At 40.7% G+C, this 22,136-nt stretch carries 20 protein-coding genes; all 20 read right to left on the reverse strand.

From position 1 onward, the window contains the following. Window positions 1–95: 95 nt before the first annotated feature. The 20 genes from B5X60_RS17580 to B5X60_RS17675 all read right to left on the reverse strand — a co-directional run bounded on the left by B5X60_RS17580 (window position 96) and on the right by B5X60_RS17675 (window position 22,098). Entirely contained in the window at window positions 96–1,226 is a 1,131-nt protein-coding gene (locus B5X60_RS17580; RefSeq protein WP_317043763.1) for a DegT/DnrJ/EryC1/StrS family aminotransferase, read from the reverse strand. Then, window positions 1,216–1,839 (reverse strand): acetyltransferase, encoded by a 624-nt coding sequence (locus B5X60_RS17585; RefSeq protein WP_079704054.1) that lies wholly within the window; start codon window positions 1,837–1,839, stop codon window positions 1,216–1,218. Before B5X60_RS17585 ends, B5X60_RS17580 begins: the two co-directional genes overlap by 11 nt. After that, window positions 1,840–2,445, reverse strand: coding sequence for a sugar transferase (locus B5X60_RS17590; protein WP_079704055.1), 606 nt, complete (start codon window positions 2,443–2,445; stop codon window positions 1,840–1,842). It abuts the gene before it with no gap. Next, window positions 2,438–3,679, reverse strand: a complete 1,242-nt coding sequence (locus B5X60_RS17595; RefSeq protein ID WP_079704103.1) for a glycosyltransferase family 4 protein — start codon at window positions 3,677–3,679, stop codon at window positions 2,438–2,440. The genes B5X60_RS17590 and B5X60_RS17595 overlap by 8 nt, the downstream gene beginning before the upstream one ends. Further along, on the reverse strand, window positions 3,676–5,358 hold the full coding sequence (locus B5X60_RS17600; protein ID WP_221406280.1) for an alginate lyase family protein: 1,683 nt from the start codon (window positions 5,356–5,358) through the stop codon (window positions 3,676–3,678). Before B5X60_RS17600 ends, B5X60_RS17595 begins: the two co-directional genes overlap by 4 nt. Before the next feature lie 190 nt (window positions 5,359–5,548). Further along, on the reverse strand, window positions 5,549–6,643 hold the full coding sequence (gene wecB, locus B5X60_RS17605; RefSeq protein WP_079704056.1) for a non-hydrolyzing UDP-N-acetylglucosamine 2-epimerase: 1,095 nt from the start codon (window positions 6,641–6,643) through the stop codon (window positions 5,549–5,551). Between the two features lie 6 nt (window positions 6,644–6,649). Then, window positions 6,650–8,764 (reverse strand): bi-domain-containing oxidoreductase, encoded by a 2,115-nt coding sequence (locus B5X60_RS17610; protein WP_079704057.1) that lies wholly within the window; start codon window positions 8,762–8,764, stop codon window positions 6,650–6,652. 2 nt (window positions 8,765–8,766) lie between these two features. Further along, on the reverse strand, window positions 8,767–9,600 hold the full coding sequence (locus tag B5X60_RS17615) for a class I SAM-dependent methyltransferase (protein WP_079704058.1): 834 nt from the start codon (window positions 9,598–9,600) through the stop codon (window positions 8,767–8,769). Then, window positions 9,593–11,479 (reverse strand): asparagine synthase (glutamine-hydrolyzing), encoded by a 1,887-nt coding sequence (gene asnB / locus B5X60_RS17620; RefSeq protein ID WP_079704059.1) that lies wholly within the window; start codon window positions 11,477–11,479, stop codon window positions 9,593–9,595. Before asnB ends, B5X60_RS17615 begins: the two co-directional genes overlap by 8 nt. Before the next feature lies 1 nt (window position 11,480). Further along, window positions 11,481–12,554 carry a glycosyltransferase family protein gene (locus B5X60_RS17625; protein ID WP_079704060.1) on the reverse strand — a complete coding sequence of 358 codons (1,074 nt, stop codon included), beginning with the start codon at window positions 12,552–12,554 and terminating at the stop codon, window positions 11,481–11,483. Continuing rightward, window positions 12,554–13,657: an N-acetyl sugar amidotransferase gene (locus B5X60_RS17630; protein WP_079704061.1), complete on the reverse strand. Its 1,104-nt coding sequence runs from the start codon at window positions 13,655–13,657 to the stop codon at window positions 12,554–12,556. Before B5X60_RS17630 ends, B5X60_RS17625 begins: the two co-directional genes overlap by 1 nt. Further along, a complete protein-coding gene (locus tag B5X60_RS17635; RefSeq protein WP_079704062.1) occupies window positions 13,654–14,421 on the reverse strand; it encodes an AglZ/HisF2 family acetamidino modification protein in 768 nt (255 codons plus the stop codon). The genes B5X60_RS17630 and B5X60_RS17635 overlap by 4 nt, the downstream gene beginning before the upstream one ends. Next, the gene (hisH, locus tag B5X60_RS17640; RefSeq protein WP_079704063.1) at window positions 14,414–15,034 is read right to left on the reverse strand and encodes an imidazole glycerol phosphate synthase subunit HisH; all 621 of its coding nucleotides are present in this window, start codon (window positions 15,032–15,034) and stop codon (window positions 14,414–14,416) included. The genes B5X60_RS17635 and hisH overlap by 8 nt, the downstream gene beginning before the upstream one ends. Next, window positions 15,031–16,140: a DegT/DnrJ/EryC1/StrS family aminotransferase gene (locus B5X60_RS17645; protein ID WP_079704064.1), complete on the reverse strand. Its 1,110-nt coding sequence runs from the start codon at window positions 16,138–16,140 to the stop codon at window positions 15,031–15,033. Before B5X60_RS17645 ends, hisH begins: the two co-directional genes overlap by 4 nt. A gap of 4 nt (window positions 16,141–16,144) precedes the next feature. Further along, on the reverse strand, window positions 16,145–16,615 hold the full coding sequence (locus B5X60_RS17650; RefSeq protein WP_079704065.1) for an acyltransferase: 471 nt from the start codon (window positions 16,613–16,615) through the stop codon (window positions 16,145–16,147). After that, the gene (locus B5X60_RS17655; RefSeq protein WP_079704066.1) at window positions 16,608–17,627 is read right to left on the reverse strand and encodes a Gfo/Idh/MocA family protein; all 1,020 of its coding nucleotides are present in this window, start codon (window positions 17,625–17,627) and stop codon (window positions 16,608–16,610) included. The genes B5X60_RS17650 and B5X60_RS17655 overlap by 8 nt, the downstream gene beginning before the upstream one ends. A gap of 76 nt (window positions 17,628–17,703) precedes the next feature. After that, window positions 17,704–18,723, reverse strand: a complete 1,020-nt coding sequence (locus tag B5X60_RS17660; protein ID WP_079704067.1) for a hypothetical protein — start codon at window positions 18,721–18,723, stop codon at window positions 17,704–17,706. Continuing rightward, window positions 18,720–19,847 (reverse strand): non-hydrolyzing UDP-N-acetylglucosamine 2-epimerase, encoded by a 1,128-nt coding sequence (gene wecB, locus B5X60_RS17665; RefSeq protein ID WP_079704068.1) that lies wholly within the window; start codon window positions 19,845–19,847, stop codon window positions 18,720–18,722. The genes B5X60_RS17660 and wecB (B5X60_RS17665) overlap by 4 nt, the downstream gene beginning before the upstream one ends. Before the next feature lie 10 nt (window positions 19,848–19,857). After that, complete coding sequence (locus tag B5X60_RS17670) at window positions 19,858–21,282, reverse strand: hypothetical protein (protein WP_079704069.1); 1,425 nt, start codon at window positions 21,280–21,282, stop codon at window positions 19,858–19,860. A gap of 39 nt (window positions 21,283–21,321) precedes the next feature. Continuing rightward, window positions 21,322–22,098 carry a glycosyltransferase family 2 protein gene (locus B5X60_RS17675; protein ID WP_079704070.1) on the reverse strand — a complete coding sequence of 259 codons (777 nt, stop codon included), beginning with the start codon at window positions 22,096–22,098 and terminating at the stop codon, window positions 21,322–21,324. Window positions 22,099–22,136 lie beyond the last annotated feature (38 nt).

The raw sequence follows: 22,136 nt of genomic DNA on the forward strand, positions 1-22,136 counted from the left end.
AAATATAGCTAATTACTATTTTATTTGTTACAACCTGATAAGATTATTATCGCAATAAAAATAACATCGTTCCGTTCTATCACCCCTCGACTGAACTACCTGTAAATTTCAGTGATTACCCTGGTAATTTTACTCAGATCATCATTAGCAAGGTTTGATCCTGAAGGTAAACAGATTCCCTTATTAAACAGCTCTTCACAAGTGTTTTCTCCATAATAAGGAGCGTTCCGAAAAATTGGTTGGAGATGCATAGGTTTCCATAAAGGCCTCGATTCGATATTCCTTGCGTTCAGCTCAAAACGTATCGTTTCTTGCGATATACCGCTTGAAGGGTCAATCACAGCACAAGATAACCAACGATTGCTTTTATATCCTTCAGGCTCGTCGAGAAATGATATTTCCTTAATATGCGATAGTGCCTGTCTATAATACTCAAGATTAGATCTTCTCAGTTCAATATGCTTATCAAGCACTTTCATTTGGCCCCGTCCTATTCCAGCACAAATATTACTCATCCGATAATTGTAGCCAATGTGTGTATGCTCGTAATGTGGGGCTTGATCTCTGGCTTGAGTGGCCAGGAACACAGCTTTTTCAGCCATTTCATTGGCCTTTGCGACCAATGCTCCGCCACCAGAAGTAGTAATTATTTTATTACCATTAAAAGATAAACAAGCAATATCTCCAAATGTGCCGCAAAATTCGCCGTTAATACTCGATCCCAATGCTTCTGCTGCATCCTCTAGAACCGGAATCTCATATTTATTTGCGACTGCTAAAATTTGTTGCATTTTTGCAGGCATTCCATATAAGTGTACAGGAATTATGGCTTTTGGCTTCTTGCCATATTCGAGTCTGGCAATTATAGCCTCCTCAAGGAATTCTGGAGACATATTCCATGTGTCAGGCTCAGAGTCTACGAATACCGGAGTGGCGCCCAGATATGCAATGGGATTTGCCGACGCAGAAAAAGTCATGCTTTGACATATAACTTCGTCTCCCGCGACCACACCCAAAAGTATCAATCCTAGATGTATCGCTGCAGTCCCAGAACTTAAAGCCGCTACATACCGTTTATTATGGAGATAAGCTTCAAGATCCTGCTCAAATCCTGTCACATTAGGTCCTAACGGAGCAACCCAGTTACTATCGAATGCTTCTTTGATATACTCAATTTCTTCCCCTCCCATATGCGGCGAGGAGAGCCAAATTTTATTATTCACCATAAGTATTATTATACCTTATCACTTTCCCGGGAACCCCAATAACAACTGCGAAGTCGGGAACATCTCTAATTATTACAGCGCCTGCACCGATTGTAGCCCATTTCCCTATTTTTATGCCAGGAATGATGGATGCCCCAATACCAATATGGGCTCCTTCACCCACCTGCACATTACCAGCAAGAGTCGAATTCGGGGAAAGATGGGCAAAGTCTCCTACATAGCAGTCATGATCGATCGAGGTACTGGTATTTATAATACAATGTTCCCCAATCGAAACGCCAGTGTTTATAACCACGCCAGGCATAATGACTGTCCCAACCCCGATCGATGATCTGCTTGACACAATTGCCTTTGAGTGAACCAAACGACCATAACGGTACTTGTTTTTTGATCGATCCGTTATGATTTTACGAATATGATTTGCACCAATACTGACAATAACCTTATCCTCTTCGATTCTATATATGTCCTCAAGGCCTTTTGTGACAGGATAGTCTAATAATTGTGTAATTGTGTTATTTGTGTCAACTAGTCCACCTATTAATTCCATCTGGTCTTCCAGGATTTCCAGAATGACTTTAGCGTGACCGCCGGCTCCGATTAGATAAAACATCTACGCGTTTCCTCCGAATTTTTCTGTGGTGACATGCCCGGATTGGTTAACGTCAGCTCCTTTAAAGACTTTCATCATTGTTAACAATACAATCTTAAAGTCCAAACCTAAAGAAATATGATCCACGTACCAAATGTCACAATCAAATTTCTCTGTCCAGGTAATAGCATTTCTGCCGTTTACCTGCGCCCATCCTGTAATCCCCGGCCTTACCAGATGTCTTCGATTTTGATCTGCACTGTACAGGTGCAAATACTCTACTAAAAGGGGCCTCGGTCCTATCAGGCTCATGTCTCCAATAACAACATTGATCAATTGCGGGATTTCGTCTAGGGAACAGCGCCTAATTAATTTGCCCAGTTTGAATAATCGTTCATCATCCGGCAATAATTTCCCGTGATTATCAAAAGTATTGCGCATTGTCCTGAATTTAATTATACGGAAAACCTTGGAATTAAGCCCAGGCCTGGGTTGAATAAAAAATGGATTGCCTCTTAAAGCTATTGCCAGTACTCCAGTAACTAAAACAAAAATCGGAAGCAATACTATTATTACAGTGATGGATACCAGTAAATCGACGCCCCTCTTAAAATATCGTCTATACACCCTTGATAGAATTTTGAATTGCAGTCAAATATCTTTCACTAAGAACACGCCGGTCAAAGTTCTTCTTCGCAAAAAGATAGCCGTTGTCCCCTTCTCTCCTTAACCGGGCGGGATCATTTATGTATAAAACAACATTTTTAGCAAAGTCCTGAGGGTTTTCCGGCTCAATAAATGTACCTGCTTCGGCATCATTTACGAGATCCCTTGACACGCCATCTATGGCCATTAATATAGGCTTCTTACAGGAAAAATAGTCGAAAGTTTTGTTTGAATATACTGTTTTGAATGTATCCGCTTTTTTCAGGACTGAGGTTCCCATATCAGAAGCCAGAATATATTTAAAAACATCTTTTTTTGAGACTGGGTCACGGAAAACGACATTTTGGATATTTTCATTTCGCGCTACCTCCATCAGTTTTGATTTTTCCATTCCATCCCCAATCAGTTGAAAGACGACTGGCAGATCCTTTAAAAGTTTCGCTGTATCGAGAATTTGCTCAAGTTTATTCGCTATTCCATGTGCACCAACATATGTTATTACAAATTTTTCTTCAAACCCCAGATTCCGCCTAAAATTGTGAATATCAAAGTCGGCTAACAATTCTTCAGATAAGCTAAAATCAGCGGCATTAGGGATAAAAACGATTTTTTTGGGACTTACATTCTTCTTATTTATAAGGCTATCTTTGAATGCCGGAGTAAGAACGTTTATCAGCGTTGCCCTTTCATAGCTTAATCGTTCAAGCGAGTAAGCTGCTTTGATAATCGTTCTATTGGATACTACACCCGTATCAATCGCCGACTCTGGCCATAGATCCCGGACTTCGAAGATCATCGGTACTTTTTTTATAGCAGAGTAAAGCATAGCTGATATCGAGATAAACAAGGGAGGCGACGTTACTAAAATACAATCAAACTTGCCTTCCACTTTAAAAAACAATGCCCAGATAGAAGAGAATACAAAAGAAAAGTAACCCCAAAGCCTGCCCAAGAAACCTGAATTATATGATTCAGAAACATGTGATCGCCACACTGTGACGGGCCCTAACGATTTTTTTACGAAATATTTACCTTTATATTCAGATTTTTTTGTCAGGCTGTTTGCATGCATCATGCCGGCTACTACCGTAACTTCATGCCCTTTTTCGGACCACATCCTCGCCATTTCATTCCACCTGGACCCCCCTCCATCATTCTCTTCCAAAAAGTACTGATGCAATAACAGTATTCTCATGTTGCAGTTAACATAGTTGAAATTTCCGAACATGAAACTTCCAGTGTAATATCCTCGGTTGCTTCTTTATTTCCGTATTTACTGCTATACCAGCCCGCCGAGCTTCGTCTTTCTACTTTAATATCTGTAAGACTTGTTATTTTTATCAAGCTGGCATCGGCAGGATGCCACATTTGCCTCATCATCACGCTGTCAGGTTTATTTTTTACCCGGTCGTGTACTATCCATTCCGGTTTGCTTTTTTGCTTTACAACTGTTCGAAAGTGCCGGATCCCTGGTCTTAAAAATCGGAACGCTGATATTGAACCTGAAAAAGAATAGGTTAAATCGTCCTCCTCGACAATCACCTGCCCAGCCTGACTCCAATAGTACCAAATGAAGCGCCGTCCTTTTTTCATCTGATCGTACTCGTCAAGCATAACTGTATTATGACCCGCACTTCCAAAAAAATACTTAACATCCTCAGGTTGGGCATTGTATTGATAAGTGCCAGAATCCCTCATAATGTTTACTCCCTTATGAAACAGGTCAAGATGAAGATTATCAGCTTGAGAAGGTCTGTCTTTGTGGTTGCCGCACCTTATAAATGTTAGAGTTTCCTGCTCCCTTAAAATATAATACCCCCCATCAGGATAGCAACGCCATCCATATTTATGAGCCAACGCTGGAAAGGTCTTAATATTCCTTGTCTGGTACCAGAAAAGATCTTCTTCAAATGGTCCTTGTCCATACAAACTTGCACCTGTAAGTATGAAGTGCAAAGCATTCAGCTGAGGGCGATAATCCCTGTAATCGCCACTGTTAAGCTTAAAGAACAATGCTCCGTCATTTGCACCATAATTCGGAAGATTTCCAGATTTCAAGTCTTGACAATCGAATAGAAACTTTAACGATTTATATGCTCTTTCGTAAACTACTTCCTGGAATGAATCCCCAGTTTTTTCGGCAATAACAAAAGCCCATGTTAAAAGCTGGATAACCACTCGATGATAATTCATACTGAACTGCAGAAATGTACCATCAGGATAAATTTGGTATTCGATTTCCTGTTCAAACCACTTCATTCCCTCCCTTTTCCATTTTTGGGCTTCCGGAAAAAATGGAAAAAATACTCCGGATAGATATAGCATCAAGGTTTCAGTAATTGCATGATTATTTCGAACTGCAATCCTGGAAAACATAATATTGGCATGAACATGTCTCATCTGCCAATATATGACATTCATAATTTTCTGAAAACGCTCTTCTGTGAGCGACTTACTGTGCCTATAGAAATTAAGACAGAAAACCCAATTTAATACGCGAATGGAGATTTCCTGGCTGCACTTATAATTTGGTCCAGAATTGATGGGATTCTGTTCAATCCATGACATAATTTCGGAAAAAATAAATTCTGAGCGATCAGTTCCAAGGCCTTTGTCACTTCGGATTATTTCGTAGATCCAGGAAAATCTGGATTTCTCCCAAACATACTTTATATCGCCAGATTCACTTCCGAAATCCTCAACATCTGACCAATGAAGATTTTTGTCATATTTATACTGGTTACCGGGATTGGTGATCCAATCATAATTATTGCCTAAGTTGACATGAAAACTGTTGAACATGAAAATCTCGCCCGCAATAATTCGCTCTGCCTCTGAGTGATCGGGCTGAAAGTCATATAAGTTCCTTGTCATGGATTTTAGGGTTGGAAAGAAAATTGGCGTAGTTAGTTTCCAATTCTCAAGGCTAATAAAAACTTTCTTCTCGCAATTTTGCGGAAAATTTCTTTTGAGCACACCCATATTACGTTGCGCACCGTAAAAGACCCTAAATATTATGTATCGCAGCCCCATATTTTTCAACAGCTGCGCAGCCTGCAAAATTTTATTCAACTCCTAATGTTAGTAAAATGTCCACTATCCGCTTACCAGTCATTCCATCCCAAAGTTCAGGGATTTGGCCCTTTTTCCAACTTCCTGAAAAAAGTTTTTCAAAATTGGGTTTTATAGCTATTGGGTCGGTGCCTATTAGTTCATTAGTCCCGATAGTTACCGTTTCCGGTCTTTCTGTGCTATTTCTTAACGTAATACAAGGGACACCCATAACAGTCGTCTCTTCCGTAATACCTCCGGAATCTGTTACAACCGCAAATGCCCGTTGCACCAAATAATTAAATTCCAGATAACTCAAAGGCTCAACGTAATAAAGATTGTCAGATTTTGGCCCGATAGCCTTTAAGATTTTTGCAGTTCTGGGATGTACAGGGAATATCACCGGCAGTCCTCTGCTATTGCCAATTATCTGGTCCAGTAATGCCTTCAATTTCTCTTCTCCATCGACATTTCCTGGTCGATGGAGCGTTAGAACAAAAAATTCTTTTTCTCTTAGCTCAGCTTTATCCCAGATTAATGGTTTCATAAAACGGCTTTGGTTTTTCAGCAGCGTATCGATCATTGTATTTCCAACAAAAAATATTCGCTCATTGGAAACCCCCGAGGCCGTTAAGTTAAAATTTGCTGTTTCAGATGTGGTGAAAAAATAATTCGTAATACTATCAGTTACTAAGCGATTGATCTCTTCCGGCATTGACCAATCACCCGACCGGATACCTGCTTCTACATGAGCAACTTTCACAAATGATTTTTGAGCTACTATCGCACATGCCATTGTAGATGTTACATCACCAACTACTAAACAAATATCCGGCTTTTTTTTCCCTAAAAGATTTTCATAGCCAAGCATAATCGCAGCAGTTTGTTCAGTACCGGTGCCGCCACCACCCTCCAGGTTGATGTCTGGCTGAGGAATTCCTAACTGCTCGAAAAAACTATCACTCATGTTTTTATCGTAGTGTTGACCTGTGTGAATCAGTCGGAAATCAATATTTCTATTGTCGGCCCGGGCTAGTTTAATATTCTCAACAATTGGGGCAACCTTCATGAAATTTGGTCGGGCACCCGCTATAATATCTATTAGCATATTAATTTAAATTTCTATCCATTTCCCTTGCTTAAGGCTTTCCACAGCCGCAAATGATGCCTTAGTTGTATTTACTATATCTTCGAATGCTATCAGGGGCGGACCTCCAGTTTTTACCCTGTGTATTAACTCCCTAAATTGGTTTTTGTGTCCCTTGTCCAGTTTAGTGCGCAGTTTCGAAAAGCCTTTGAAGCCATAACCTTCGGTGATACGGAAATTATCAATTATCGCGGTTCGTTCTTGAGAATATATTTCAATCCGTTCTTTCGAGTAAGACTTCGATCCATTAGAAAAATAGTTTATCACCCCTGTTGATCCATTTTCATATTTCAGCAAAATGGAAGCATTATCTGTATTCTCTTCCGGATGCCTTCCTAACGCATTCATGCACACTGATTTAACTCTGCTTCCAGTGAAAAAAGATATAAGATCAATAAAATGGCAAGCCTCTCCAATAATACGGCCTCCCCCGATACTCATGTCATGTATCCATACAGTCGAAGGAATTGAGCCAGCGTTCATGGTAGCTATTATATTCATAGGCTCATCGCCAAGGATAGACCTAACTTTTATAGAATGTGGGGAAAAACGCCTGTTAAATCCTACAGTAAGCGTTCCCTTATAATCTTTCGAAGCTGTCAGAAACTCATTTAGCTGTTCTCTATTCAGTGCTAAAGGCTTTTCCACGAATACATGTTTGCCCGCAATCAGAACTTCCGCAGCTAGAGCAGAATGTTTGTCATGCCTGGTGGTAATAAAAACGAGATCAACTTCGGGGTCATGAATAATTTCAAGATAATTAGTTGTGGAAACTGAAAACCCGTGCTTTTTCGCAAGTGTTGTACCACTCAGACCACCAGCACTGGCAATATATTTGAACTTTGCCCCGGAATTACTCAACGCCGGGAGCATGGTCATTTTGGTAAAATTCCCAGCTCCTATTATACCAATAACGCCTTTTGAGCCGGCAAATGACAAATTGTTTAATACAATGCTGTTACTGGGGGAGAATTCCTCGGTTTCAGGATATTTTAAAATTGAAGCAATGGATTTTGATGCGCCAATATTACCATAGATGCTATTAAATTCGTGTAATTCGTAACTCTCGGTTATGAGTTCCTTTACCGAGATTTTTCCGGCTGAAATCGTTTGGAGAAAAGCTTCAAAATTTCGTTTTTCTGTCCAACGCACGAATGGCAACGGATAGTCTATACCTCGTTGTTCGTAAACATCATCATAGCGTCCAGGGCCATAAGAACAGGACACCTGGAAACTTAACTCCTTTTCATAGAACTCAGCCCGGCTCAGATTCAAACCAACCACCCCAATTAATACGATCCTTCCCTTTTTTCGGCTCATCCGGGCCGCCTGGGATATAATTTCATTAGATTTTGATGAAGCGGTTATTAGCACTCCATCGCTGCCTACAGTATTTGTATATGATTCAACGAATGAAACAACGTCGCCATTCGCCGGGTTAAATGGAACAATCCCCCACTGTTTTGCTATTTCCAACTTCCCCTCATCGATATCGACCCCAATGACATTACAGCCTGCAGCGATTAAAAGCTGCGCACTCAGTTGTCCTATTAATCCCATCCCAACCACTACAACTGTCTCACCTAAGCTGGGATTCAACAAGCGTATTCCCTGTAATCCTATTGATCCTATAACCGTAAACGTAGCTTCTGAGTCCGACACATTGTCGGGAATATGGCAAACGAGATTTTGTGGTATACAAACAAATTCGGCGTGGTTCCCATTAGAAGCAACACGATCCCCGATACTAAAACCATGAACCCCTTCACCTACCGCAATTACTTTTCCTACATTACAGTATCCCAGAGGAAGTGGTTGTTCTAGCTTATTGAAAACAGCTTCGAGTGTTGGCAATAACCCCTCGGTTTTTATCTTATCTAAAACCTGCTTTACTTTATCCGGTTGCTGGCGAGCTTTAGAAATCAAGTTCGATTTTCCAAATTCGACCAACATTTTCTCAGTACCGAGAGACACCAAAGATCTGCTAGTCTGAATAAGAATTGAACCTTTTTTAACTTGTGGAGCCGGAATCTCTTCGAGAAGTGTTTCGCCGGTTTTAAAGGATTGAATTATTTGTCTCATTATCAACTTTTATACAATGTGACCATAAGTTCAATCCCATTTGACGGAAAGAATTTTTTAATTAATGTCCTTGGCCATATTTTAGTCATGATGTTGAGAAGAACACCCCTATGACGTTGGCCAACAGCTGAAGTAAGCAGATCTGCATGATTTAAAGGTGTACTAATTGACTCAATACGAAATTTCTTGAAAAGCACTTCCGCTTCCTTTCGGGAATAGGCTTTTGTTCCCGGGCTTTCCAGATACTTGGAATATATAGTTTCCATCGTAATTAATGGCTTAAACCTTAAAAGACCATACCGTAGCCAAAGCATAAGGCCGACTATGCTGTATTTATGGTATATCATAATCTTGGCAAAGCCTCCTGGTTTTAAAACACGATATACCTCATCGATAGCCCGTTGCGTATCGGGGCTATGATGCAGAACCCCCCACGAGTATACAGCTTCGAAGGTTTCGCCCGCAAATGGCAAATTTTCTGCATCTGCTATCGCCAATTCCGAGGTCAAGCCATTTAATTCAAATCGGCGTGTCGTATGATTAATTGCTCTTTGAGTAAGATCAACTCCGCTTAATATTGCACCTGCCTCAGCCAACTTTTGATGATCAGCTCCCAGTCCCACTCCGATCTCCAAAGTTTTTTTATTTCTGAACCTCTCAAACTCACCGAATGCTATAATTTCAGGCTCTAGCTGATACCTTTTTGCTGAATGCGATGTATAATCCGCTTCAGTAAAACCTGCGAGATATAGATCCTCACCGCACGAAGCCTCGTTCCAAAAATCTTTTACTTGATCTTTTTCTGAAAAAGTGCTTGACTCTAATTGTTCATTCATTGTCTACAAATTGTTTAAACCAGCTTTCTATCGCCAACAAAGCCCATATCGTGTAGGAAGCATCGATTACACCTGCTTTGTTTTGCTCAATAAGCATGTCAATCTCCTTACTTACAAATATGGAGCGCTTAGCAAGCTTTTCCTGAGAGAGATTTGATTTAATTTTATCACCCAATTCATCTATCACCCAGTCCCGGACCGGCGCTCCAAAGCCAGTCTTTGGTCTATAAATAACTTCACGCGGCAAGTACCGCTCTGCAACCTTCTTCAATAAGTACTTTGTTTCGGTACCCTTCATCTTTAAAGACGGTGGAATACTTGCACTAATATTAACTAGATCAATATCTAGAAATGGTACACGAACCTCGACGCCGTGCATCATACTCATTTTATCAGTATAATTAAGATTATGGTCGGTCAAAAAAAACTTCAAATCCCAAAATAACATTTGATTTAATGGTGATTTTTCATCGGGTATACATGTTAGGGACGAAATTAAAAAGTCATTCGGGTTGAACGCAACTTCATTACTAAAAAGCCTTTTCACACGCTCTACGGGCAGCCAGCCGTATAACGAGGCACTTCGGGATTCTTTGTCAGGATATCTGTAGGTCGAAAAAAACTTCTTGAACCTACGGAATGATGCTTTCCTGCCTGGTAAATTGGAAGATATCCTGTACAGCAATTTTTTAAGCGCGAATGGAACCAACGACATCTTATTTTCAAAAAATAGCGACTGGTGCCGGCGATAGCCGGAAAATAAATCGTCTCCTGCAGTGCCGCCCAGAAGCACGACATAACCCTGAGCACGTGCACTTTCGCATATGTTTGAGATATTCAGAGGGGCTGGGTCGGCCTGCGGTTCGTCCAGATGATAAATCATTTGATCGAAATCCCGGACAATCTGAATATCCGATTTTACTATTTCCAGATCAACTTTTAAATAGTCAGCAACCTTCTTTGCATAAGAAAGGTCATCTTCAAATCCCTCACGTTTACTGTTTACGTCCGTCTGGATTGTAAAGCATTTGAATTTTTTATCGGGATATAATTTTTTCGCAATGGCCACTATCAAACTGGAATCCAAGCCGCCTGAAAGAAAAAACCCCACAGGAACGTCAGATAGCAACTGCCTCTCCACCGCTTTGGTTAACTTCTCATCGAGCAGATCTATCCACTCGGTTTCAGTCTTCTCCTCATAGACTCCCGTAAAAGGAAGTTCATAATATTTATAAATTGCAATCTCCTGTGGGCTTTTGATATTGGTCTTTAAATAATGGCCAGGCAAAAGTTTTTTACAATATTCAAAAGGCGTCTTTTCGCCCGGCGACCAAAGGAAATAAAGATAGTTTGGAAGGGAGCTTAAATCTATGTCTTTCCTGAACTTTGGGTATTCAAGGATTGACTTTATCTCTGAACTGAAGAGTAAGCATCCATTTGAGTGTGAATAATAAAGAGGCTTGACTCCGAACTGATCCCTGCAAAGAATTAATTCTCCTGTTGTCCTGTCGAGAATTGCAAAAGCAAATATCCCATTGAGCATGTTAAATAACTCAACTCCATACTCCTGAAACCCATACAAGAGGGTCTCTGTATCTGAGTTGGATTTAAATGAATACTTATCTTTAAGTGAGTTCCTGATGTCCCAGTGGTTATAAATTTCTCCGTTAAAACACAACACAAAACGATTGTCACCGCTAAACATAGGTTGGTGACCATTCTGTGTGAGATCCTGAATAGCAAGTCTCCTGTGACCCAGGCCTATATCACCTTCGCTAAAAACACCCTGATCATCAGGGCCCCGGTGAGCGATGATATCAGTCATATTTTGTATGTATTCAGAAGCCTCCTGAGAAATAATTCCAGCTATACCGCACATATTAATTCTTTGAAGTTAGTCGAGTGATGAGGCTATTTATGAAGGAAAACCTTTGTCCTTCAGTGTGTCTTAAAAGGAATGATCGTATATCTTCCTGAACCAGATCAAAATTAGTTTTAAAATAGTCAATGGCGTCCGGAAAAGACTCCGGCAAAGAGCATTTTCGAATGACAGTATCTGGTGCTTCTATCAAATTCGGCATGTTGGGGTAAACAAGTGGGATACCCTTTGACAGCAATTGAAACAGCCGGTTACTGGCAGTAATGGGCAATGTAGTAGCGTCATTAAGATCGTACAAAGCGACGGAGCAGCACACATCATCAAAGTCAACTTCCGATAAAGGCCTGGCAGCAAGAAATTCAACATTGTCAAATCGCTCGTATTTATGCTTGATCTTCACACCATCACCAAGTACAGGTCCTATAAACCTTACTTTAATATTCCTCTCGCATAAGACATCCAATATTTTTGTATCTATCCGGCTGATAAACCCGAAATAAAGGACGACCTGCCTATTTAAGCCTTCGGGAGGTTTTGAATAGCTGTCAGCCGACCAGGGAAGGAAAAGGTCTGACTTATCCGACAGTTGCTTTAATTGCTTTTCCAAAGAATAAGAAACACTTAAAACGGCACCGGACCTTTTACATGTCGCAGCAAGCTTTTTCTTTACTGAGTGCCGCATCCATGGGGAAGCTGAGGCAATGAAATCGTCGTTTATAACACTTATCACAGGTGCGTGAAATACTGATCCAAGAAAGTCAAAATCATAATTAAAATTGAAAATTATGTCAAACTTGATTTCTGCAAACATTTTCTTCAATTGTACCTTTAAAATGACCGCAGCAAGTCTATCCTGGAACACGAATGGTTTTAACTGATGATGAAAGGCTTCACTTACACGATATACGTAAATCCCCGGATCAGATACTACCGATTTTGGCTTTCTGCCGAAAATAGTTTCGAGATAATGCACATTATACCCATTGTCCCTCATCATCCGAGCAATTTGGTGCCTGAGTCGCGGAGTTTCGTACCAGGGAGTCCTTGAGACCACCAATACATTTTTTTCACTCATCAGGAAAACCGTTTGAAAAACTGGAATAAAGCGTTATTATTTGGATAGTCCAGGTGGCTCCTTACGGGCTCCTGCATTATCTTCTTAAAGGCACTTTCAGTAATTCCCAATTTTTTCAACACATATTCCATATCATTATCAAGCTCATTAGCGGTGTAGATATCACTCCGGAGTTTTAGCAGGGCATCTTCTCGGGTCATATTTCCGGAGCAAATTAAAGTAGAGTAGTGAGCCTTCCTCTTATCTACTCCGAACTTCTCTGGCAGGATGTAGCCCTGGTAGAACTTAGTAAAAATTGATTCATGATGTTTTCCACCGTAATATTTCCATCCCATGTCATTTTCCATATCCTGAATAGCGGTGTCAACCTTATAATCGATTAAATTCAGCACATCAATTGGCTTTATTTTCGCAAATGCCCGGTAATAAATATATTTTCCCAACGACATTCCCGGGAATGTCCTGTGCCGTCTGGCACCAAAACGACGACTTATTGATCGTATATTTTTATAATCGAGCTTATTATATACCCACGAATTCGGAAGGATACCCTCAGTGGTATAATTTGACCCGCTAAGATTGTATTCGATTTTATATTTGTCCGTAAGTTTATAAATAATTGACCGTATAGCATGATCCGTTAATGCCTCAATGTCTATCACCCCGGCTTTAAGATAGGCAACCTGCATGCTTTTAAACTCTTCCCAATCAATTACATGAGTAAAGAGGTCCGCGCCGGCGTACTTAATACAGTTTTCTATGTTCTTAACAGATAGTTCTGAATTCCAACCGTTATCAAGATGCACTGCGAGAATTCGTAATCCAAAATGTTTTGCGCGATACGCGACATAGGAACTATCCATTCCCCCGCTGACGCCCATAATAACATCATATTTCTTACCCTGGCCTGACTGACGTGCTCTCTCCAGCAATTTATCCAGTTCCGCCAATCCTTCAGGTCCTCTAATTATAGTATTTGGTAATTGTTCAATATATTTATTACAGTGATTGCAGTTACCAATCTCATCAAATTCTATTAAAGGGTCGCTCGTATCCATTACACAACGGTTACATTGCTGATATGCTGCACTACTATTCTTCATAGCTTAAGTAATTTTTCATTTTCTTCCGGAGAAATGTAAGTGATTAATACCGCATTATGTTTCCCGTTAAAAACAAATTTCGATCCGGCAGCTACGGCTGAGGCACCGTGTTGAAATGCCTTCACGAAATCGTCTGTATCCATAGCACCGCCACAGGAAATAAGCGGAATATTAACTGAGGATGATAAAGACTTGATTAGGTCAAGGTCATACCCGTTCTGCATCCCGTCTCTGTCGATCGAATTTAGCAGGATTTCCCCTACTCCGCATTGTTCAAATAATGATATGATTTCTAAGGGGCTCTTCCCGGTATTTTTGCTTCCATATGACGTATAAACCCGCTGCTTTCCCCAAAAGTCTTTTTTGACATCGATACTTCCAACGATTGTTGAACTGCCAAAAATATTGCAGGCTTCTCTTAAGAATGTCGGATTTTCTATCGCTGCACTGTTAATTATTACTTTTTCTACCCCTATACTAAGTATCTTTCTTATTTGCTGAATGTTCGTCACTTTGCCGCCATAAGAAAGAGGGCTAAAACATTCAGATGTTATATCTTTCAGAAAATCATAATTCGGCTCAGGTCGTTCCCGTAAAGGCGTTATATCGATAAGAGCCAGTTCGTCAACTTCTTTCTCATTAAATATCCGGACCGCATTTATAGCATCGCCGATATAGGCCGGATTTTTAAATCTCTTAGTTTTGACCAGCCCTTCACCCCGCAATAATAAAACCGGTATTACACGCTTCCTCCAACTATACATAAGTATCCACGAATTTCAAAAATCCCTTCATTAAAGTCATGCCATATCTGTGGCTTTTTTCAGGATGAAACTGAACTCCTAAAATATTTCCCTTTTCGAAAGCGGAATCAAATTTCATCGAATAGTTACTTGTAGCCGCTACATCGCCCCTGTTTACACATTGCACATAATAGGAATGTACAAAATAAAATTTAGGCGTTTCTTCAAAAGTGTCAAAAAGCACACTATTTTTTTGCTTTTCTACGAAATTCCATCCCATATATGGAATTTTGAGATTTTCATCCCCGGAGAACTTCTTTGCCAGCCCATCTACGAGGCCCAGCCCCTCTGTTTTACCTTCCGCACTACTCAGCGTCATTAACTGCATCCCCAAACAAATCCCTAAAATGGGTTTTTTCTTATGTATGGCGGAATCTTTTATATAATCAAAGAGTTCATACTTTTTAAGATTTTCAACTCCGGCATCAAACGATCCTACCCCAGGCAATATTATGCCGTCTGCTTCATCAATAATTTCTCGATTATTGGTTATGATACTATCACCACCTACTTTCTTGATCATATTCTTAATAGAACCAAGATTTCCCATATCATAATCAATAATCGCTATCATGATTTAGCAAAAAAGCTCTCTATTGAGTCAGCAACGTGGTCGATCATCTCGTTAGTTAATTCGGGGTACATTGGCAGAGAAAGTATCCGATCCTGATAACTTGATGCTACGGGAAAATCTGATTTTTCATGGCCTAAATAAGAATAGGCTTCAAGATTTGGAAGGGCCGTAGGGTAATGCACAGCGGTTTCAACACCATTTGCCTTCAGGTGTGCCGCTAATTCGTCCCTTTTTTCCGTTCGTATTACATACAGATGGAAAGAGTGCTTGGAGTCAGGCCTGACAACTGGAATTTCTATATCTTCCAATCCCTTTAACCGTTCCGTGTACCTGGCTGCATTTTCTATCCTTCGCCTGGTCCAATCCAATATATGAGGAAGCTTGGCATTTAAAACGCCTGCCTGTATTCCGTCTAGACGGCTATTAATTCCTTCAATGACATGGGCATGTTTTTTCAGAGCACCGTGGCGGGCGAACATCCGGAATTTTGTGCTTAAAGCTTCATCGTCAGTAAGAATGCATCCTGCGTCCCCGTATGCACCAAGGTTCTTGCCCGGGTAAAAGGAGAATGATGCCGCATGTCCCCTCAAACCAGCCCGAACACCGTTAAGTTCTGAAAAATGCGACTGCGCACAATCCTCAATCACAAACAAATTATGCTTTTTCGCGAGCTCCATAATTTTATCCATTTCACACATCTGACCATGAAGATGAACAGGAATAATAGCCCGCGTATTCGAATTTATCCTCTTTTCGATGAGGTTCTCATTCATGGAATAGTACACGGGGTCAATATCGACAAATACTGGCTTTGCTCCGGTTTGGGTGATAGTTTCGGATGAAGAAATCCAACTGTTAGAAACCGTAATTACCTCATCTCCTTCTCCTATTCCAAGCATCTTCATAATTATGTAGAGAGAATCTGTCCCGTTCGCCACAGAAACGCAATGTTTAGCCCCGTATAATTTAGCGAATTCAACTTCAAATTTATCGACTTCGCTGCCCCCGATAAAAGAGGTTTGATTTATAACATTCTGAATTGCGGCATCTATCTCGGATTTAATAGACTGATATTGTATTTTCAAGTCAACAAAAGGTACTTTCATCTTTCTAATTTGATTTTCTTAAAAATTTTGCAGGATTACCCGCATAGATCCCCGGTGTCGTTATATCTTTTGTCACAACTGAACCAGCTCCAATGACAACGTTATTACATATAGATACAGGAAGGATAGTTGAATTACTTCCTATAGAAACTTTGCTTTGAATCCGAGTGCCAGCCCACTTGCTTACATCGCCATTTGCGGGTCCGCCGTCTCTGAAAAGATCATTTACGAACATAACTCCATGACCGATAAAGCAATCGTCGCCAATTTCGACGAGTTCACAAATAAAAGTATGGGACTGAATCTTTGTTCTACTTCCAACAATTACGCCTTTCTGGATCTCTACAAAAGGGCCAATAAAGCAAGCATCTCCGATCACACATTCATACAAGTTTACCGGTCGTACCACTGTGCATGATTCTCCCATCTCAACATCACGAATTCCTGCGTCATGGAATTTTATGTTTCTATCCATTATTGAGCTGTTTGGCAGAGGCGTATATTTTGTCAATTATCTCTACAGTTTTTAACCCTTCAAAGGAATTAGCGGAAATCGCAGCATTTGACTGGAGCACGTCTACAAGATTTTCATAAACTTTATCATGATTGGACATAGACCCCATGTAAGTTCCATAATTATTTGCTTTATTTCCCTTGGGAAGGTCACCAAATTCAAAATCTTTAACACATTGGTATTCAAGTTCATTTAGATACTGACCGCCAATTTTAACTGTCCCTTTCTCAGCAAAAATAGTTAACGATCCCTCCATATTCTTCTGGAAACTATTGACTGAATAGTTGATAGTCCCAATTGTGCCTGAATAGAACTCAAGTGCAACAACTCCTGTATCTTCAAACTCTATGATGTCTTTATGGGAAAAATTTCCCGTGAGTGCATAAGCTCGCTTTACATCACCAACCATCCAGTAAAGAAGGTCTATAAAGTGGCTAAATTGTGTATACAGGGTTCCGCCATCGAGTTCAAGTGTACCCTTCCATGAGTTATGATAATAATCCTCATTACGATTCCAGAAACAGCTTAACTGAATACTATAAATTTTCCCAAGCTTACCTTCGTCAATAGCCTTTTTGACCGCGGCCACAGGAGGATTAAAGCGGTTTTGTTTAATTATAAACAAACGCTTGTTATTCCGCTCCGCGGCTTTAATCATTTCCCCGCAATCGTACACAGAAGTGGAGAGCGGCTTCTCACACAGAACGTGAAATCCAGCATTCAGGCTTTCAATAGAATGTTTGGCATGAAGTCCGTTGGGACTGCAAATGGCGATCACGTCAAGGTCTTCCCTGGTTAACAGGTCATCCAGGCTGAGGGTTGCTACGGTTTTATGTTTTTGCGCGAAGTCTTGGGCTTTTGAATAGTCTATATCATAAACCGCGGTAAGAGTCCCAAATTTAATTATGTGTTCGGCATGTCTGTTTGCAATTCTCCCACAACCAATAATTCCAAATCTAATTTTTGTATTCACGTAATTTTATATAATTTTTCTCGTTTTTGACCCTGACAATTAACCCTTCTTATGGCTGCCTACAAAGTTGAACTATTTAATTGATTTTATAATCTTCAATTTCATTCTCGAAAGAATATTCTTCATTTATAAGCGCCTCCGTTCGTTCAATCTTCATACCCTCTGTAAGCTTATTAATTGGAATTACTAATGGCTCGGTACTATGCTGAACTTCGGCAAGCATTCCAGGATTATCAGATGCGATAATAGTCTTATTAATCAGCATAAATTCAAAAAACTTGCTGGACGCGGACAACCTCTGGTTACTAGTGGCATTATGATACAGGCATAATCCTGCCAGGCATCGCGACGAAAGGTACATTACAAATTCATTGCTGATCTTTCCTAAACTAATAATAAGGCCCGGGAACTTGATTACAGATCTTTGCATCATGTCGAATTGACCCGTAGCAGCCAGCACTTTCAAATTATTTTGTGAGGCGAAGGCACATACCGTAAAAAATTCTGTCTCAACGTTGATGCGGCCGCCAATAAAAATAAAATTACCACCAGCTACAATTTCTTTTACCTGCTCCGTCTGTGACTCAAAATCAATCGGCACTTTCACTTGGAACTGTTTTAAAATAGGCTTATTCCGGAGTACAGTATAAACTATATTTTGCGACAGACGGGTCTTTAAATAGTTGACCCGCAGCTGACTTGGAATGATTGCTTCCGTAGAGCCAAAACTCAAAATTCCCTGAATTAACCGGATTTTTAAAGGAACTACGAGCAAAAAGTAAAGTATAGCTTTCCAGTTTGACCGGGCTTCAGATTTAAGAAGAAAAGTCAACTCTTCCCGCCAGGCCTGAAAATCTACGTTGAAAAGTTCGAGAATAATGACACTAACTTTAGAAATCTTGCCATTTTGTTGAGCTCTTTTGATCTTCAACAGCGTTTTGGTGTCACAACTGTCAGAAAATAGCAATTTGGCTGCGCTCGCATGATCAAGTACGCTTAGATCGGAAATCACTTCATGCCCAAGAGCGTTTGCCAGCAGTAAATGTCTTTGAAGGTCTACGTGATGCGTATCACGACCGAAAAATGCATATCTCATTTCCGGGCCCAGTGTTTTAGAACTTTGACTATCCTTGCACAGGCTTTGCCATCACCGTAAGGGTTCTGAGCCACACTCATTTCAGAATATATTTTCTCATTGGTTAATAATATTCTCAGGTTCTCTGTGATAAGATCTACGTTCGTTCCAACCAGTTTAACAGTACCGGCAATGACGGCCTCAGGGCGTTCAGTGGTGTCCCGCATTACAAGCACAGGTTTTCCCAAAGACGGCGCTTCCTCCTGAATGCCCCCGGAATCGGTAAGGATAATGTGAGAACGATTCATTAAATAAACGAAGGGCAAATAATCCAGCGGTGCTATCAAATGTATGTTCGAAATTCCAGATAACAACCCGGTAACGGGTTCCAGGACATTAGGGTTTAGATGGACGGGATATACGATATCGACCGAGGGAAACTCACTCGCGATAGTTTTGAGACTTTGGCAGATGCGTTGAAACCCATCTCCAAAACTCTCTCGCCTGTGACCTGTAACTAGTATAACTCTATTTCCTGCATTAAGAAAAGAAAATTGATCCGCAAATTTGAGCTTTAGCTTCTCATCTTCATTTAAAATTTGGGAAATGTGAAGCAACGTATCAATAACCGTATTCCCGGTAACAAAAATTTTATCGGGTGTGATCCCTTCATGAAATAGATTAGATCTGGCAGCTTCTGTGGGTGCAAAATGAAGAGTAGCCAGCGCTCCGGTAAGTTTCCGGTTTGCTTCCTCAGGCCATGGGGAATAAATATTCCCTGTCCTCAAACCAGCCTCGACATGACCCACCGGCACCTGGTGATAATAGGCGGATAGGGTGGTTGCAAGGGTGGTTGTGGTATCACCATGTACGAGCACTATATCAGGTAAAAAATCTGCAAACACGCTTTTCATTCCTGCCAGTATCTGGGTGGTAATTCCCGTTAAGTCCTGACTCTGCTTCATTATATCCAGGTCGTAGTCGGGGACAAGGCCGAACAGTTCCAAAACCTGGTCAAGCATTTGCCTGTGTTGTGCAGTTACACACAACCTCGTGACAAAATCGGGGCATCCTCTAAGTTCTTTTATAAGGGGAGCCATCTTAATAGCCTCGGGCCTGGTCCCAATAACGATTAGTATCTTCAAGTGATAGAATTTAAGAGGTTAACATTTTCAATCCGACATATAAAAAACACATGACGCCAATAATACCGCCCATTCTGAAAAAGGCGTTTTTATGGACTCCACGATAACGTGAGTACCCCAAAGCTGTAATAAGCACCGCCAGGGGTAAATATTGGGTAATATGCCTGCTTGTAAAAGTAAACATTGCCATTCCTATAAACAACATAACTAAGCCGCTAAGAACTATCCACCAGGATTTGTTTCGTATTGATACAGAGATACCTTTAAAGAAAAAAGGCAAATAGAATATGTGTACAATTGTACCAATAGATAGCCATATCACATATAATTTATAGCTAATTACAGGGAGGGGAGAAACCAATGCGTATGCAGTCCGAAGGAAATAGCTCCACGGGGGCGACGAGGAAAACACAATAGTACTTAGCCCCCCGCCTCTTTCTTCTGTCCTATAAGTACTGTATGCATCCGAAGACATTAATATAAGCTTGAAATCGCTGTTAAGTATGGCTGAAAATTTGATGACCATCCATATCCCTATCAATGACATTAATAGGATCCAGAGGATACGGACCCACCTGTATCTTTTGTCCGATCCGGTTAAAAGTCCGATAGTAGCAACAAGCAATAAAACAAATGCCTGAGCCCTGCGCAATTCAAATAAGAAGAGAGCGAGAAAGAGAGTGACAACCAGGATGTAAAAAAGGGGGTATTTTTGTTTACCTGAATGATCCGGCGACCATACAAATATTCCAATGAACAGCAACATTGACACTAGAATATCCCTTAAGGATTGACCAGCAGTCCACATCATCAGAGGAAGGCAGCCGGCAAACATGGCTGCCCAAAAGGCTATATTATTCCTCAAATCCAGGCGCTTTGCAAGGCAATACACCATTACCGAAATCATTGACAAACAACCGGAGTTGAAAATCCGGACGACCATAGTATGTTCACCACCTAGGGTCTGACTTAGCTTCGTAAGCAGTCCTACCAAATATATGTAGCCAACAGAATTGTGCCACAGAGGCACCAGGTTTCCTCGTATGCTGCCATATTCCAAAATCCCGTACTTATCTGCAAACTCTTTACCCAGACGCTCGTATTCTAATTCATCAGATCCACCGCTCCAGTACGGGGTACCATAAATATTAAAGTAATGGAAATATAGAAGCGTAGCAAAAAGAGTGCACAGGGCGTATACAGTCAGGAATATCCCCGTTGCTTGCCTGTCGATTTTAAAAGTTATTACTAAACCAGCAAAACCGAAAATAATGTAGGATAGTAAAATAGCCGGCGACAATTCATATACCGAAAATCCCGCCATCATCAGGTAGGATAACAGAACGACAAGTTTGCAAACAACCCGGCTGCTTAGGCTTTTTTTTTCTGTGGGGAAAAATAAAGGGTCGGAAATAAGAATTGACTTTGCTTTCATTGATTGCAATCAGCATTTTGGATCATCATCAATAAATACTTACTTTTTTTGTATAACTTTTAAACGTGCAGCCAGGAAATATGGCAGACGCAGGTCGCGGTTCGCAATTCTGTAAGACACCTTTCCGAGTAATGAGCGAAGCCAGTATGCAAGTCGCTGCCTCCTGTTAAAATACTTCGATAAATAAGATTCTCTCTCTTTACGAAAAATCGTATGATCAGCACTTGCTCCCCCCCCTTCATAAACGCAGATAATTTCAGGCACGTGAAAAAACGAAATTCCGGCGACAAATGCTCGTGCCACCCAATCTGAATCACCATACAAATTAGTACTGAGATCGAAGTCTCCGATCCGCTCAAATACCTCCCGCCTTGTGATCATAGCCTGATGGCAGATTCCGGACTCATATAAGCTATATTTCCTTAATATTCCGGGCGAATGAATAATGCCAAAATCTCCTTTATCAACGTCACCATATAAAATACCGGCATTACCATGGTTAGAAAGTACAAGACTTGCTAAAGATTGGCTGTTGAAAAATGAATCGCCAACATTCATAAAGCTTATCCAAGTTCCTGTAGCCAACTTGATCCCTTTATTCATTGCATCGAAAATACCACGGTCCGGTTCGCTGATAAAGCGGTCTATTCTATTCAGATAAGGTTTGATTGCCGAGAGGGTCTCTTCTCCTGAGCCGCCATCAACTACAATGAACTCGATTGCATCAACCTCCTGATCAAGGACGGAGTCAAAGGTGAAATTTATCTTTTCCGCAGGTTCATTGTAACAAACTGTTATTACTGATATTTTATTCATTATACGATATTGGGCGCTCGCACTAAAGCGACCGCTAA

This window comes from Daejeonella lutea, assembly GCF_900168015.1.
Taxonomy (GTDB): Bacteria; Bacteroidota; Bacteroidia; order Sphingobacteriales; family Sphingobacteriaceae; genus Daejeonella; species Daejeonella lutea.